The organism is Marinimicrobium sp. LS-A18 (assembly GCF_000463525.1).
Lineage (GTDB): Bacteria > Pseudomonadota > Gammaproteobacteria > Pseudomonadales > Cellvibrionaceae > Marinimicrobium > Marinimicrobium koreense.
In genome coordinates this window covers 573,486-588,362 of record NZ_AWEP01000006.1, presented here as the reverse complement: position 1 = coordinate 588,362, position 14,877 = coordinate 573,486, and the positions used below count along the sequence as shown (strand labels likewise).

Sequence of the window (14,877 nt, the reverse complement as noted above, 5' to 3'; positions counted from 1 at the left end):
CTCCCACTCGATGGTATATTTTCTGTTCACTGTCCTGCAATTGCCGCCATGGCATTCATGCCCCGTAGCGCGCGGCATAACCATTACAACATCAACGATCAACCAACAGGCATCCTCTTTATGGCACGTATAGCAGCAATTGGCGAAGTTATGGTGGAGCTTTCGCCTTATCCTACCGCGCAGGAGGAGACCCGCGAAATCATGGCGCTCTCCTACGCGGGCGACACCTACAATACCTCCGTCTACATGTCCCGCCTGGGGCTGGAAACCCACTATGTCACTCGCCTCGGGGATGATCCCTACAGTGAGCAGATCATCCAGCGGATGCACGACGAGGGTATCGGCACTGATATGATCGAACGGGTTGCCGGTCGTTCACCCGGGCTGTACATCATCCGTAACACCCCCGATGGTGAGCGGGAATTTTTCTACTGGCGCCGCGAAGCGCCCGCGCGCGAACTGTTTTCCGAGCCCAACGAAAGCGTGCGTCTGTACAACCAGCTGCAGGAGTTCAACGCGGTCTACCTGAGCGGCATCACGCTCGCCATCATGACCGATACCGCCCGGCAAAGCCTGTTCAATGCCCTCGCCAAACTGCGCGGCAAAGGGGTAAAAGTCATTTTCGACAGCAACTATCGCCCCCGCCTGTGGAACACCACCAAGGACGCCCAGAACGCCATGCAGGCCATGCTCAAGCACACCGATATTGCCCTGCTGACGCTTGATGATGAGCAGCTGCTGTGGGGCGACGATTCCATCGAGGGCTGCAAGAAGCGTTATCAGGCGCTGTCCGAGCTGGTACTGAAGCGTGGCGCCGAGGAAACCGTGCTGATCGTGGATGGCGAAGAGCAACGGGTCCCGGTGCCCAAAGTCGATAACGTGATCGACACAACCGGTGCCGGCGACACCTTCAACGCTGGCTACCTGGCCACGCGACTGGACGGCGCCTCGGCAGAGGCAGCCGCTGCAAACGGCACCCGTTGTGCACGAGTGGTCATCCAGCACCGGGGCGGCGTAATCGAGAAGACACTGTTTGAAGCCGGTATCAACGGCTGACACCTCACAGGCGGCGCGCCCAGGCGCCGCCTTTTTTACCGCTGAGCCACGCCGCTATAGCATCGGCACGCCCCGTTTACACAGCTGAATACTGAAACCAAACGGATCGCGCATCATCACCAGGTGCGAGCCATCCTGAGGCTTCACTTCCTCAACAAAGGTCGCCCCCACTTTCTCGAGCTCCGCCCGCTTCGCGTCCGGGGTTTCGCACACAAACGCCAGATGCAGAATCAGTGGGTTCATATCCGCGTAGGGCGGGACTTCATCCGGCGGATTGTTGTAAATTTCAATCATGACCTGGCCGCTGGAATCTTTCAGAAAGTGGGTACGGGGCCCACCCTCCATCTTCCGTGCAACGGTCATCCCCAGATTGGCGGTATACCACTCGGCCACCGCCTCCGGGTCAGCCACATTGTAGGCAAAGTGTTCAATTTTCATCGTATTCTATCGCTCCAGATTACTCGTACAGTCCGAACAGACGCGGCAAGGCTTCACTGAAAGCCGGCACGTAAGTGACCAGCAACAGGACAACAAACATCGCGGCGTAGAGCGGCAGCAAAGGCTTGAACATTTTGCTGATGGTGGTTTTGGCAATCCCACAGCCGACAAAGAGCACACTCCCTACCGGCGGCGTACACAACCCGATACACAGGTTCAATACAATCATGATACCGAAATGCAGCGGCGACATGCCCAGCTCGGTGACGACCGGGAGGAAAATCGGGGTAAAGATCAGGACCGCCGGTGTCATATCCATGAAAATACCGACGATCAACAGAATCAGGTTGATGGTCAGCAGAATGATATAGGGGTTATCGCTCAGCGCAATCAGCGCGTCACTGATGGTCTGCGGGATATTCTCATAGGACATTACCCAGGACATCGCCGTGGAGGTGCCGATCAGCAACATTACAATCGCGGTGGTCTCAACCGACTTGACCAGAATCTGCGGCAGTTGGTTGACCTTGACCTCGCGGTAGATGAACACCGACAGTGCCAGGGCGTAGAGTACCGCGATCACACTGGCCTCGGTGGCGGTAAAGAAACCCGCCACAATACCGCCGATGACGATGATGATCAGCAGCAGGCTCGGAATGGCATCAATGGTTTTACGCACCGCTTCGCGAAACGGAATGCGATCGCCCACCGGGTACCCTTTCATCTTGGCCCAGATACCGCAGACCGCCATCAACCCCGCCATCAACAGCAAGCCCGGGATGTAACCGGCAATAAACAGCGCGGCAATGGAAACGCCACCGCTGGCCAACGAGTAAACGATCAACACGTTGCTCGGCGGAATCAGCAGACCGGTCGTGGAAGCGGTAACCGTGACCGCGCCACTAAAACCCCGGTCGTAACCTTCTTTGGTCATGGCCGGGACCATAAAACCACCGACCGCTGAAGTGGCCGCCACAGCGGAGCCGGAAATGGCCCCGAACAGGGTACAACTGATCACGTTCACAAACGCCAGGCCGCCGGGCAGCATGCCAAAAAATACCTTGGCGAATTCAATCAGCCGGTGCGCAATCCCGCCCTGCCCCATCAGAATACCGGACAGGATGAAGAACGGAATGGCGAGCAGAGCAAAACTGTTGATGCCCCCCGCCATGCGCTGCGCCAGGGTCATGACCGCCGGCGTAAAATCAATAGTGAACAGCATCGTCAGCAAAGTGGAAATGCCGATACTGATAGCGATGGGGACGTTGAGGAACAGCAACACAACGAAGCTGAGCACCAACACGACAATTGACAGTTCCATAGGGGTTCGCCTCTCTTATTCGTTCTCTCTAGCAGCGTTAGTCGATGGGCAGGTCTTCACTGGCACCCGGAATTTCGCGCAATCGAATATGATCAATGGCGAACAGACAAATCAGTATTCCACTGATGGGGACGACGCTGTAGATATACCCCATGGGAATCTGCAGCGCTGGCGACAGTTGATTCAGGTCCAGCGTCAACATCATCAGTTTGAAACCGCCGACCACCATCACGCTCGCGGCAAACGCGAAACACAGCACGTTGATCAGAATTTCGGTTTTTACCTGCGCCTCACGCGACAGGTTGGATGTGACAATATCCAGCCCCAGGTGCGCTCGCACACGAAAGGCGTAGGCGGCCCCCAGCAGCCCGATCCAGACTAGGAGGAAACGGGCCAGCTCCTCGGTCACCGAGCTGGGCTCGGACAGAATAAAGCGGGTGACAACCTGCCAGGTGACATCGATCACCATTACGGCCATCAATACCATCAACACCCAGGCGAGGGCGCGATCAATTACTCTCATTACACTGTTCATGGCTCTCGTCTCCGCGCTCACATGGATTTGATCTGCTGCAGAAGCTCGTACACGGGCTCACCGCGCAGTTCTTCATGCATGGGCTCAACACGTTCCATAAAGGGTGTCTTGTCCGGATAAACCACTTCCACACCGGCTTTTTGCACCTCTTCCAACGCGTGCTCGGTCGCTTCGGCCCATAGTTGTTTCTGGTAGGTCACCGACTCATCCATGGCCTGCTGCAGCCAGGCCTGTTGTTGTTCATCCAGAGAGTTCCAGACGTAGTTACTGATCAGGACCACGTCCGGTACATAGGTGTGCTCATTGAGCGAGTAGAACTTCGCCACTTCGTAGTGCTTGGAGATGAAAAAGCTCGGCGGGTTGTTCTCGGCACCGTCCACGACACCTTGGGAGAGGGCGGTATAGAGCTCACCCCAGGAAACCGGGGTTGGAGAGCCGCCCAGGGAGCGGACCATTGCCATGGAGGTCTGACTCTCCTGAACCCGGATTTTCATCCCGGCCAGGTCTTCAGGCGTTTCGACCTGTTTGTTGACGGTATAAAAGCTGCGGCTACCGGCATCGTAGTAACCCAGCCCCCGCAATCCGACATCCGCACCGGACTGGAGCATTTTGATACCGGCATCGCTGTCGAGAAAATTCCAGAAGTGTTCGTGATCCCGGAATACATAGGGCAAGCTGAACACTTTCATTTCCGGCACGAAGCTTTCCATTGGGCTGGCGGACACTTTGGTCATGGCCAGGCTGCCAATCTGGAGCAGTTCAATCAGTTCCCGTTCGGAGCCGAGCTGGCCGTTGGAGTAGACTTCCAACTGAACGCTACCGTCCGACAGTTCATGCAACCGGTCGGCCATGTGAACCATGGCTTTGTGCACGGGCGTGCTTCGATCGAGGTCATGCCCCATTTTCATGTAGACGGTGTCGTCCACTACGGTGTCACAGCCGGCCAGGCCGATGGTTACCGCAATGCAGCCGAGCACTCGCCGCCAGGTGGTTGGTTGGTTTGATTGCATAGTGACCTTCTCTCTTATTGTCGAGCTGACCATGATACAGGGCAGCCTACCCTCTCTCAATTAAACCTTGTTTGTCTGTTTTGGCCTTCGGTGTTTTAAATCCGGGCTGCCATGGGGTACACCGTTTCGGGACACGCCGTAAACCCATCCCTGGGGGCTCGGATCGCGGGTCCCCCGCTCTACGGTCCCGAAACGGTGTACCCCATGTCATCCCTCACTTGGGCAGAAACCCTACACCTCTGGATCAGGTTATAGGTCATACCGCTGTACGCTTTCCGATATCACCTAAAGCGTTACCTCTACCAGACGGCACGCGGGTGCGGGGCATACCGGTTCAAGACCGTAGAGCGGGGGACCCGCGATCCGAGCCTACAGGGATGTATGTACGGCGTGTCTTGAACCGGTATGCCCCGCACCCACCCCCGAAGCTGAAAAACCACCCAACTAATCAAGGTTACGAAGAATCGTCTCAACCATTTTCTTGGCATCGCCGAACAGCATCATGGTGTTGTCCTTGTAGAACAACTCATTCTGCACCCCAGCGTAACCTGCCGACATACCGCGCTTGACGAACAGAACCGTCTTCGCCTTTTCCACATCCAGAATCGGCATACCGTAAATCGGGCTGGCCGGATCGGTCTTCGCCGACGGGTTGGTTACATCGTTGGCGCCGATCACAAAAGCGACATCCGTGGTCTGGAACTCGCTGTTGATATCCTCCAGCTCGAACACCTCGTCATACGGCACATTCGCTTCCGCCAGCAATACGTTCATGTGACCTGGCATACGACCCGCCACCGGGTGAATCGCATACTTGATGGTCACACCCGCCGCTTTCAGCTCGTCGCACATTTCACGCAGTGCGTGTTGGGCCTGGGCGACCGCCATACCGTAGCCCGGCACAATGATCACCGAGCCGGCGTTTTTCATGATGAAGGCCGCATCTTCCGCGCTGCCCTGCTTCACCGGACGATCGTCCGCCGCACCGGCCGGGCCGCCAGCGGAGGAGTCGCCGCCGAAGCCACCTAGAATCACATTGAAGAACGAGCGGTTCATGCCTTTACACATGATGTAGGACAGAATCGCACCGGAAGAACCCACCAGGGCGCCGGTGACAATCAGGGCGTCGTTTTTCAGGGTGAAACCAATGCCCGCGGCGGCCCAACCGGAGTAGGAGTTGAGCATGGACACCACCACCGGCATATCGGCACCGCCGATGGGGATGATGATCAGTACCCCGATGACAAACGCCAGGGCGGTCATGGTCCAGAAGATCCAGGGCTGCTGATCGATGCAGAAGTAAACCAGCAGAGCCAGTATCACCAGGCCAAACAGGGCATTGAGATAATGCTGGCCGCCGAAAGACACCGGCGCACCGGAGACCAGCCCTTGCAGTTTGGTGAAGGCGATCACGGACCCGGAAAAGGTGATGGCGCCGATCACGACACCCAGACCCATCTCGATACGACTGGCGACAAAGATATCTCCGGTCGCGCCGACCAGGCCAAACGCCCCGGGGTTGGTAAAGGCCGCACCGGCCACCAGCACCGCGGCCATACCGACCAGGCTGTGGAACGCCGCCACCAGTTGCGGCATGGCGGTCATGGCGATGCGTTTGGCGATGGTGATACCGATCACCGCGCCGAGGACCAGCGCCGCCACAATCCATTCGTAGGATTGCACTTCCGGGCTGAACACGGTGGTCACCACCGCGATCAGCATGCCGAGCATGCCGCAGATATTACCGGTCCGTGAGCTTTCCGGCGAGGACAGGCCGCGCAGAGCCATGATAAACAGGACCGCCGCGACCAGATAGGCCAGCGAGGTCAGATTCGCGTGTAGTTCAGTCATAAGTTCCCCCGGTTACTTTTTCTTCTTGTACATGGCGAGCATGCGTTGGGTGACGGTAAAGCCACCGAAGATATTGATCGCGGCCAGCGTCATGGCCACAAAGCCCAGGGCTTTGGACAGGCTCATGCTCTCGGGGCCGGCGGCGATCAATGCGCCCACAATGATCACACTGGAGATGGCGTTGGTAACGGCCATCAGCGGTGTGTGCAGTGCCGGGGTGACACTCCAGACGACGTAGTAGCCGACGAAAATCGCCAGCACGAAGATGGATAACTGCTGAATGAAATTGGCTTCCATGACGACCCCCTTATTGTTCGCTCTGGAAAGCGGAATGAACCACCTGACCGTCCCGTGTCAGCACGGAAGCGGCAACGATTTCGTCTTCCCAATCGACCTTGAGCGCTTTGCTCTCGGCATCGACCAGAGGCGTCAGGTAGTTGAGTAGGTTCTTGGCGAACAGCGAACTGGCATCGGCGGACAGCCGGCTCGGAATGTTGTAGTGGCCGATGATCGACACACCGTTCACATCCACCACCTCACCGGGCTTGGACAGGGTGCAATTGCCGCCCTGCTCCGCGGCCAGATCCACAATCACCGAGCCGGGGCGCATGCTGTGCACCATCTCGTCGTTGATCAGGGTCGGGGCCTTGCGGCCGGGAATCAGCGCGGTGCAGATGGCAATATCCTGTTTCTTCAGGGTTTCCGCCACCAGCTCCGCCTGCTTGCGCTTGTAGTCTTCGCTCATTTCCTTGGCGTAACCACCGGCGGTTTCCGCTTCTTTGGTCTCATCGCTCTCAACCATCACAAACTTGCCGCCCAGGCTTTCCACCTGCTCTTTGGCGGCGGGCCGGACATCCGTGGCGGATACAATGGCGCCCAGGCGCTTGGCGGTGGCAATGGCCTGCAGACCGGCGACACCGGCGCCGAGAACCATAACCCGGGCGGGGGCAATGGTCCCGGCGGCGGTCATCATCATGGGCATGGCCCGATCGTAGACGTAAGCCGCCTCCAGTACCGCACGGTAACCGGCGAGGTTGCTCTGGGAACTGAGGATATCCATGCTCTGGGCACGGGTGATGCGGGGCACAAACTCCATGGCGATGGCGGTCACACCCGCCTCGGCATAGCGTTTGACGGCGTCGGGTTCAGCATAGGGGGATAGGCCGGCAATCAGCAGAGCGCCCTTTTTCATCGGGGACAACTCGTCGGGCTGGTCGCCTTCGCCCAGCAGGGGACGCTGGACCTTGAGCACCACATCGGCATCGCCCAGCAGACTGTTCAGGTCGCTGACCAGAGTGGCACCCGCCGCCTCGTAGGCCTCATCGGTGATACGGCTGGACAGGCCCGCGCCCGCCTCGACCGCCACATCGGCACCGAGGGCAATCAACTTCTTGACCGTCTCGGGCGTTGCGGCCACACGCCGCTCGTGCTCGCGACGCTCTTTGGGTATCGCTATTTTCATGAAACGTCTCCCTCATGTGATGGACACCATTAAACATAGCCGCTTTTCCCGCAAAAGGTGGGGATTGAGCGGAATGATGTCCTAATCAACGGGCGCCTGAGGGTATCAGGGCCTCGTTTTTTGTTGTCTGGAGTCAACAGAGTGCGTCAGTTGGCGTTTTCCGCCTTGATTCTGCGCTGAGAAAACCCCGGGTCTCTCACCTCCCGGGCTTCTCTCCTCCGCTGGTCCGCGTTGTGTGGGTGCCCGCAGAGCACCCGGATTGATCTCCTACACCACGGCCCCTATTTTCCAGGGGTTGAACTCATTATCGCCGTACCCGAGCTTTTCGCTCTGGGTCTGCTCTCCCGAGGCCGTCGCGAGTACGACCCGGAAGATTTCTTCGGCGCATTCCTGCATGGTTTTCTCTCCATCCAGAATGCCACCGCAATTGATATCAATGTCCTCCTGCATCCGTTGATACAGCTCGGAATTGCTGGCCAGCTTCAGGCTCGGCGCGGGTTTGAAGCCAAACGCTGAACCGCGACCGGTAGTAAAGCATACCACGTTGGCGCCCGAGGCAACCTGCCCGGTGACCGATACGGGGTCAAACCCGGGGCTGTCCATGAACACCAGCCCCTTTTCTTTCACCTCTTCCCCGTACAGGTACACGCCCACCATCTCGGTGGAACCGCTCTTGGCCTGGGCCCCCAGGGACTTTTCCATGATGGTGGTCAGACCACCCGCTTTGTTACCCGGAGAGGGGTTATTGTCCAGCTCAAAATCGTTGCGCGCCGTATAATCCTGCCACCACTCAATGCGATCGAGCAACTTTTGGGCGAGCTCGGGCGTTTTAGCGCGTTGAGTCATCAGGTGCTCGGCACCGAAAATTTCCGGCGTTTCCGAATAGATGACGGTACCGCCATGGCGAATCAGAATATCCCCCGCCGCGCCCAGCGCGGGATTCGCCGTAATGCCGGAAAAGGCATCCGAGCCGCCGCATTGCACCGCCAGGGTAAGCTCGCTGGCCGGGACGGTTTCGCGGGTGTGCTGATTGACCCCGGCCAACATGCCGCGCAACACCTCAATACCCCGTTCGATTGCCTTGCGGGTGCCGCCGACGTCCTGGATGGTGTACGCCTGAAAGGTATCGGTATCCCCCAGGCCACTCTCTTCCATCACCCGGCGCACCTGCATGGTCTCGCAGCCGAGCCCGACCATGAGAATGCCGCCGAAGTTCGGGTGGCGCGCATAACCATCAAAGGTACGCCGCAGAGTCTCATAGCCCTCACCATCGGAGCGCATGCCGCAGCCGGTTTCGTGGGTGAAGGCCACGACGCCATCAATATTGGGGTAGTCGTCCAGCTCACCGGAGAAGGTGAAGTGCTGGGCAATGGCCTTGGCGACTGTGGCGGAGCAATTCACAGTGGTCAGAATACCAATGTAATTGCGCGTTCCGACCTTGCCATTGGCGCGCCGGTAGCCCCGGAACGTGGCTCGCTCGCTCTCGGGCACTAAATCCGTCGGTTTGGCGTTGCGGCAAAAGCCATAGTCTTTTTCCGCCTCGCCCATTTTGCAGTTGTGACTGTGTACATGCTCACCGGCCTTGATGGCCTTGGCAGCAAAACCGATCACCTGACCGTATTTCAGGATGGGCTGGCCTTCAGGGATATCCACCAGAGCCACTTTGTGCATGGCCGGAATATCGTCAACCAGAGTCAATTCGGGCTCGATCAGTGCCGTGCCCGCCGGAATAGCTCCTTTACACACGCCTACGTTGTCGCGCTCGTGCAAATGAATGATGTTCGCCAAAATAATGATCACCCAAAGATTGGAGTCTCTGACGCCACTCTCACCTGGCAGATACAGAAACCGTTCGGTGGTAAAAGCCGTTCGCGCTCCGTCGAGCCGGCCTGCCAATTTCCCGTGTGTCGCTGCCCCTGCGGGCCAACGCTTTTTGTTGTGCGGGATTCTTTTTCAGGTACAGAAAAAAACAGGCGCCTTGCGGCGCCTGAAAAATCGGCAATGGTATTCGGTCAATACCGGGATCAAATTTAGCACCGACAAAGCGGACACCGCAACCACCCGCAACGCCCGGCGTGAAAACCCCACCCAAAAAATTTACGCAAAACGCAATCTGACAGCGTTGTCATTTGCACAAAAGGGGCCATCCATCCCACTTGACACCGCTGTCATTGGTAATGAATTAGGAGCGACCTCACCCGTGATTTTTTTGTCCGAACTCTTCCCCAAAAGGCCATGAAACCGTCTCGCTGCGAAGTTCGCGCAAAATGTAAACGGTTACTTATATATATTAAATTACGTGTAACCGTTTACAGAGTAAATACCGAAACATTCTCACTAATATATTCCCCATTACAGGAAAAAATTTGTTCTTCAGCCTTGATTTTCCCGCCAGGCCGTACCAGAATGACTTCACTGCATAACGGCATACGCATTTCCGCAGAGGAAACTGCCAGACTCTAAAGATAATCCGTTAGCAAACCGTTCGCGTTTTCTGTTCTGCACGCGGCCAATCCCAAAGAGTCTGAATGCCAGCGGTATCGGGCAACCCAAAAACATCAAATGACCGGGTGCCCGAGCCTCTAATGCGACGATGTAAAGAGGCAAGAGGGAGACAACTGGGGCAAACGTCTATACCGACCGGGTATATACGAGGTGAGAGAGACCGCTCCAAGCGCCCGACAACCAGGCGGTATCGGTGTCGAGCAACCCTGAAATGAGAGGTCATCAGAGCCGATTTTCGGGGATCAACCAGTAAGGCCAAGACCCCGCCAGCGGACTGTCCGCTGGCGGGTGAGGTCGTGCCCGAATCAACCATTAGCGGGCATCCGGATCAAGGACCGACCCCCTTCCACGGAACACCCCGGCTTGTGCTTCCGTTCTCAACAAGAGACGGGCGAATTCCGACCAATAACTAGAAGCACATTCAAGAAGAGAGACCAGAAAGGTGATAACTATGCTGAAATACCCACCGCTTTCCGGCACGCTGTTGGTAACGGCGGCCACTCTGGCTGGTTGCAGCCAGGAACCACCCGCCACCGAGCCGCAATCCTCCAGCGTCCAACCCGAGCAGCAGACCCAGCAGACCCCGGTCGCCCAGGTCCAGCTGTCCAACGCCTTGAGTCGAGCCGTCAGCGATGAGCCCTATTATGTCAGCTTCGACGAACTCGGACTGACGCATCAGGACGCGCTGGACGGCGAGTTGGGCGCCACCGTGAATGGCACGCCGGTCGCCACCCAAATGATCGACCGCGACGGCGATGGGCAGAAAGACGGCCTGCTCACCCTGGTCAATCTTCCCTCCGCAGGCACCATCGAGCTGGTCATCGATCGCGGGCTCGCCAGTCAGGCGCCCGAGGTGGCCAAGCGCACACAGGCGGAAATTTCCCACAAGGTGGGCGGTGAATGGCAGCCGCACTCCGATGAAAACCGCGAAGGCATGTATGAGTATGTCGGCGGCGAATTTGAAAACGTCGAGAGCCTGACACCACCCGAAGAGCACTCTGATCACTCCTATTACATCCGCTATGAAGGCCCCGGCATCGAATCGGATCTGGTGGGCTACCGGGTCTATCTCGACTGGCGCAATGGCTTTGATATTTTCGGCAAGAAAACCCACGACATGGTCCTTCAGGACGTCGGTCTGGACGGCTATGACTCCTACCACGAGCCGGCCGATTGGGGCATGGACATCCTCAAAGTCGGCGACGCCCTGGGCGTGGGTGGCTATGGTTACTGGGACGGCGAACAGGTGCACCGGGTTTCCGAGGTGGATGGATGGGGAGCCCGCATTCTGGATAACGGCGACCTCTACTCCTCTTTCAGTATTCACTACCAAGACTGGCAGGTGGCGGACACCACCGTTGATCTGACCGCGCAACTGTCCATGACCGCCGGCAGCCGCCTGGTGCACGTCGATCTGGAACTGAGCGACGAGCTGGACAACCTGAACACCGGCATCGTCAAACATCCGGGCACCGAGCTGATTGAAGGCGACGTGAACATTACCGGCAAGGCCTACACTTATGTGGCAAGCTGGGGCAAACAGAGCCTGAGCGGTGAAGACGACTACCTGGGGATGGCCCTGTTGTTCCGCAAATCCGACCGCGAGGAGCAGACCGAGGACGAGCACAACTATGTGACCGTACTCGACGCGGCGGGCGAAGATGTGGACTACTACTTTCTGGCGGCCTGGCAACACGAGCTGGACGGCATCACCACCCGTGAAGCGTTCGTCGAATACCTGGAGGGAGAGGCCGAACGCCTGACCCTGGCTCCGCGCGAACGCCTTACCACCGCCCACAGCCAGGAGCAGAAAAATCCGCCGGCCGACGCCGAGGCGGCGCTCAACTGGAGCAAGCGCCTGGCCGATTCCGAGCTGGAGCGCAAAACCATGAAGTACCACGTGGACGGCTGGGACACCAATCGCGAGCGTCCGCCCAAGTTTGAGTACGACATCATCGGCCTGCTCCCCATGGCCTATGATGAACTCAACGAAGTGGCACCGGCGGAGCGCTACGCCAAGGCTCTGCCCCATGTGACCGGTAGCTTTATCGGTGAAGAGGGCGAGATTGCCCGCTACAAAATGACCAACTTCAGCGTGGACAACGTCAAACCCGGCGTGGGCGTCCTGCGCCTGTGGGAGCAGACCGGCGAAGAGCGTTTCAAACTCGCCGCCGATCAGTTGCGCGAGCACCTGCACAAGCATCCCCGCACCAGCGGTGGCGCTTTCTGGCACAAAGAGCGCTATCCCTGGCAGGTCTGGCTGGATGGCGTTTACATGGCCATGCCCTACCTTGCCCACTACGCGCTCCTGTTTGAAGAAGGCGAGCAGCAGCACGAAAGCTGGGCCGAGGTGGTCAAGGAGTTCGAGATCACCCGCGAAGAACTGCGCGATCCCGAAACCGGCCTGTATTACCACGCCTGGGACGAGAAAAAACAGCAGGATTGGGCCGACCCCGAAACCGGTCTGTCCGAGCATTTCTGGGGCCGCGGTTTCGGCTGGCTCACCATGGCCACCGTGGATGTACTGGACTTCATTCCGGAAGAAGAAACCGAGCTGCGCCAACCGATCATTGATATGATTCAGGAGATTGCGGTCGACCTGCAGAAGTACCAGGACCCCACCGGCACCTGGTGGCAGATCATGGATCAGCCGGACGCGCCGGGCAACTACCGCGAATCCAGCGCCACCGCCATGTTCGCCTACTTCTACGCCAAAGCCATTCGTATGGGGTACCTGGATGACAGCTTCCTTCCGGTCGCCCAGAAAGCCTATGATGGCCTGATCAACGAATTCGTGACGGTTCATGAAGACGGCAAGATCAGCATGACCAATATCTGCCTGGTGGCCGGCCTGGGTTTTGGCCGCGACGGCAGCTACCACTACTATATGAGCGAACCGGTCTGGGAAAACGACCCGAAAGGTACGGGGCCGTTTATCCTCGCCGGTATCGAAATGCACCGCCTGCTCCAAGGCAAGTGAGGTAACCCATGAAACAGATCGAAGAACGCTTTGCCGTTCACATCGACGACTACAAGCACTACGACACAGAGAAGCTGCGCAAGCACTTTCTGATCGAGAAAATTTTCGAAGACAATCAGATCCATTTTGTGTACACCCACTACGACCGGATGATGGTCGGTGGTGCCAAGCCGATCAAAAAGGCCGTGACCCTGGAGCCCGTGGACCAGCAGAAAGCCGAGCACTTTCTGGACCGGCGTGAACTGGGTGCCATCAACATCGGTGGCGACGGTATCGTCACGGTAGACGGCACCGATTACGAGCTTGAATCCAAAAGTGCCATTTACGTCGGTCGCGGTGCCAAAGAGGTCAGCTTCCGCAGCGTGGACGCCAGCAACCCGGCCAAGTTCTACCTGAACTCGGCCCCTGCGCATCACGCCTACCCGACCAAAAAAGTCGGCATGGGCGATGCCAATGTGTTGGAACTGGGCTCTTCGGAAACCTGTAACGAACGTCGGGTCAACCAGTTGCTGATCAACGGCATCATCGAAACCTGTCAGTTGCAGATGGGCATGACCGAACTGCAGCCGGGCAGCATCTGGAATACCATGCCGGTGCACACCCACACCCGGCGGATGGAAGCGTATTTCTATTTCAATGTGCCGGAAGATCAGGCCGTCTGCCACTTCATGGGCCCGAAAGACGACACCCGTCATTTGTGGATTCACAATGAGCAGGCCGTCCTGTCTCCGCCCTGGTCCATGCACTCGGGCGTCGGTACCGCCAACTACACGTTCATCTGGGGCATGGCCGGTGAGAACCTCGACTACACCGACATGGACTTCCACCAGCCACACGAACTGAAGTAAGGAGCTTCTCTATGAGTCATCATCCCCTGTTCGATCTGACAGGCAAAGTGGCGCTGGTTACCGGCGCCACCCACGGAATCGGCATGGCCATGGCCAAGGGCCTGGGCAGCGCCGGTGCCACCATTGTGGTCAACGGTCATTCCTCCCAGGAAAAAATCGACAAGGCTGTGGCCGAATATGAAGCCGATGGCTACAAGGCCTTTGGTTACAAGTTCGACGTCACCAAAGAAGACCAGGTAATTGCGGCGGTCGACAAGATCGAGAAAGAAGTCGGCCCGATCGATATCCTGGTGAACAACGCCGGTATCATCAAGCGTGTTCCCATGCTTGATATGCCCGTGGAAGAGTTTCAGCAGGTGATCGACACCGACCTGGTGGGCGTGTTCACCATGACCCGTCCCGTCGCCCGGAAAATGGTCGAGCGCAAGCAGGGCAAGATCATCAATATCTGCTCCATGATGAGCGAGCTGGGTCGCGACTCCGTGGGCGCCTACGCCGCCGCCAAGGGTGGTCTGAAAATGCTGACCCGCAACATGGCCACCGAATGGGCGCGCCACAATGTGCAGGTCAACGGCATCGGCCCCGGCTACTTCGCCACCAGCCAGACCGCTCCGATCCGGGTGGAAGGTAACCCGCTCAACGAATTCATCATCAGCCGCACTCCGGCAGGAAAATGGGGCGACCCGGATGACCTGCAGGGCGCCGCGGTATTCCTGTCCTCCAAGGCGAGCAACTTTGTGACCGGTCAGATCGTCTACGTGGACGGCGGCATTCTCGCCACCATTGGCAAGCCTGCCAACGAGTAAGTTTCAGCAGACCCTTTCTGCGGTTTTGATACGGCGCTTCGGCGCCGTTTTTTTGTGGTTCAGAA

Annotated in this window: 13 protein-coding genes; 5 read left to right on the top strand and 8 right to left on the bottom strand. The window is 57.9% G+C overall.

What is annotated here, in order from left to right; translation table 11 throughout:
* The first annotated feature begins 120 nt into the window (after positions 1-120).
* Positions 121-1,056: a sugar kinase gene (locus N645_RS0113825; protein WP_024462107.1), complete on the top strand. Its 936-nt coding sequence runs from the start codon at positions 121-123 to the stop codon at positions 1,054-1,056.
* A gap of 54 nt (positions 1,057-1,110) precedes the next feature.
* On the opposite strand, the gene N645_RS0113820 is transcribed toward N645_RS0113825, so the two are convergent.
* The 8 genes from N645_RS0113820 to N645_RS0113785 form a co-directional block, all read right to left on the bottom strand.
* Complete coding sequence (locus tag N645_RS0113820) at positions 1,111-1,494, bottom strand: VOC family protein (RefSeq protein ID WP_024462106.1); 384 nt, start codon at positions 1,492-1,494, stop codon at positions 1,111-1,113.
* Positions 1,495-1,513: 19 nt separating this feature from the next.
* Positions 1,514-2,815, bottom strand: a complete 1,302-nt coding sequence (locus tag N645_RS0113815) for a TRAP transporter large permease (protein ID WP_024462105.1) — start codon at positions 2,813-2,815, stop codon at positions 1,514-1,516.
* Positions 2,816-2,852: 37 nt separating this feature from the next.
* Positions 2,853-3,350 carry a TRAP transporter small permease gene (locus N645_RS0113810; RefSeq protein ID WP_024462104.1) on the bottom strand — a complete coding sequence of 166 codons (498 nt, stop codon included), beginning with the start codon at positions 3,348-3,350 and terminating at the stop codon, positions 2,853-2,855.
* A gap of 17 nt (positions 3,351-3,367) precedes the next feature.
* Positions 3,368-4,360 carry a TRAP transporter substrate-binding protein gene (locus N645_RS0113805; RefSeq protein WP_024462103.1) on the bottom strand — a complete coding sequence of 331 codons (993 nt, stop codon included), beginning with the start codon at positions 4,358-4,360 and terminating at the stop codon, positions 3,368-3,370.
* A 444-nt stretch (positions 4,361-4,804) separates the two neighbouring features.
* The gene (locus N645_RS0113800) at positions 4,805-6,211 is read right to left on the bottom strand and encodes an NAD(P)(+) transhydrogenase (Re/Si-specific) subunit beta (RefSeq protein ID WP_024462102.1); all 1,407 of its coding nucleotides are present in this window, start codon (positions 6,209-6,211) and stop codon (positions 4,805-4,807) included.
* Between the two features lie 12 nt (positions 6,212-6,223).
* Positions 6,224-6,508, bottom strand: coding sequence for an NAD(P) transhydrogenase subunit alpha (locus tag N645_RS0113795; protein ID WP_024462101.1), 285 nt, complete (start codon positions 6,506-6,508; stop codon positions 6,224-6,226).
* Between the two features lie 10 nt (positions 6,509-6,518).
* Complete coding sequence (locus tag N645_RS0113790; protein ID WP_024462100.1) at positions 6,519-7,673, bottom strand: Re/Si-specific NAD(P)(+) transhydrogenase subunit alpha; 1,155 nt, start codon at positions 7,671-7,673, stop codon at positions 6,519-6,521.
* A gap of 267 nt (positions 7,674-7,940) precedes the next feature.
* The gene (locus N645_RS0113785; protein ID WP_024462099.1) at positions 7,941-9,461 is read right to left on the bottom strand and encodes a UxaA family hydrolase; all 1,521 of its coding nucleotides are present in this window, start codon (positions 9,459-9,461) and stop codon (positions 7,941-7,943) included.
* Between N645_RS0113785 and N645_RS18100 the strand changes: the two genes are divergently transcribed.
* The 4 genes from N645_RS18100 (at position 9,448) to N645_RS0113770 (ending at position 14,812) form a co-directional block, all read left to right on the top strand.
* Positions 9,448-9,912, top strand: a complete 465-nt coding sequence (locus N645_RS18100) for a hypothetical protein (RefSeq protein WP_152521719.1) — start codon at positions 9,448-9,450, stop codon at positions 9,910-9,912. The genes N645_RS0113785 and N645_RS18100 overlap by 14 nt on opposite strands.
* Positions 9,913-10,629: 717 nt before the next feature.
* On the top strand, positions 10,630-13,158 hold the full coding sequence (locus N645_RS0113780; protein ID WP_024462098.1) for a glycoside hydrolase family 88 protein: 2,529 nt from the start codon (positions 10,630-10,632) through the stop codon (positions 13,156-13,158).
* A gap of 8 nt (positions 13,159-13,166) precedes the next feature.
* A complete protein-coding gene (kduI, locus tag N645_RS0113775) occupies positions 13,167-14,006 on the top strand; it encodes a 5-dehydro-4-deoxy-D-glucuronate isomerase (protein ID WP_024462097.1) in 840 nt (279 codons plus the stop codon).
* A gap of 11 nt (positions 14,007-14,017) precedes the next feature.
* On the top strand, positions 14,018-14,812 hold the full coding sequence (locus N645_RS0113770; RefSeq protein ID WP_024462096.1) for a gluconate 5-dehydrogenase: 795 nt from the start codon (positions 14,018-14,020) through the stop codon (positions 14,810-14,812).
* The last annotated feature ends 65 nt before the right edge of the window (positions 14,813-14,877 follow it).

Bases quoted from the DNA above. Each gene is read 5' to 3' on its own strand.
- N645_RS0113825 (WP_024462107.1), top strand. From the start codon at position 121: ATGGCACGTATAGCAGCAATTGGCGAAGTTATGGTGGAGCTTTCGCCT.
- N645_RS0113820 (WP_024462106.1), bottom strand. From the start codon at position 1,494: ATGAAAATTGAACACTTTGCCTACAATGTGGCTGACCCGGAGGCGGTG.
- N645_RS0113815 (WP_024462105.1), bottom strand. From the start codon at position 2,815: ATGGAACTGTCAATTGTCGTGTTGGTGCTCAGCTTCGTTGTGTTGCTG.
- N645_RS0113810 (WP_024462104.1), bottom strand. From the start codon at position 3,350: ATGAACAGTGTAATGAGAGTAATTGATCGCGCCCTCGCCTGGGTGTTG.
- N645_RS0113805 (WP_024462103.1), bottom strand. From the start codon at position 4,360: ATGCAATCAAACCAACCAACCACCTGGCGGCGAGTGCTCGGCTGCATT.
- N645_RS0113800 (WP_024462102.1), bottom strand. From the start codon at position 6,211: ATGACTGAACTACACGCGAATCTGACCTCGCTGGCCTATCTGGTCGCG.
- N645_RS0113795 (WP_024462101.1), bottom strand. From the start codon at position 6,508: ATGGAAGCCAATTTCATTCAGCAGTTATCCATCTTCGTGCTGGCGATT.
- N645_RS0113790 (WP_024462100.1), bottom strand. From the start codon at position 7,673: ATGAAAATAGCGATACCCAAAGAGCGTCGCGAGCACGAGCGGCGTGTG.
- N645_RS18100 (WP_152521719.1), top strand. From the start codon at position 9,448: ATGATGTTCGCCAAAATAATGATCACCCAAAGATTGGAGTCTCTGACG.
- N645_RS0113780 (WP_024462098.1), top strand. From the start codon at position 10,630: ATGCTGAAATACCCACCGCTTTCCGGCACGCTGTTGGTAACGGCGGCC.
- kduI (WP_024462097.1), top strand. From the start codon at position 13,167: ATGAAACAGATCGAAGAACGCTTTGCCGTTCACATCGACGACTACAAG.
- N645_RS0113770 (WP_024462096.1), top strand. From the start codon at position 14,018: ATGAGTCATCATCCCCTGTTCGATCTGACAGGCAAAGTGGCGCTGGTT.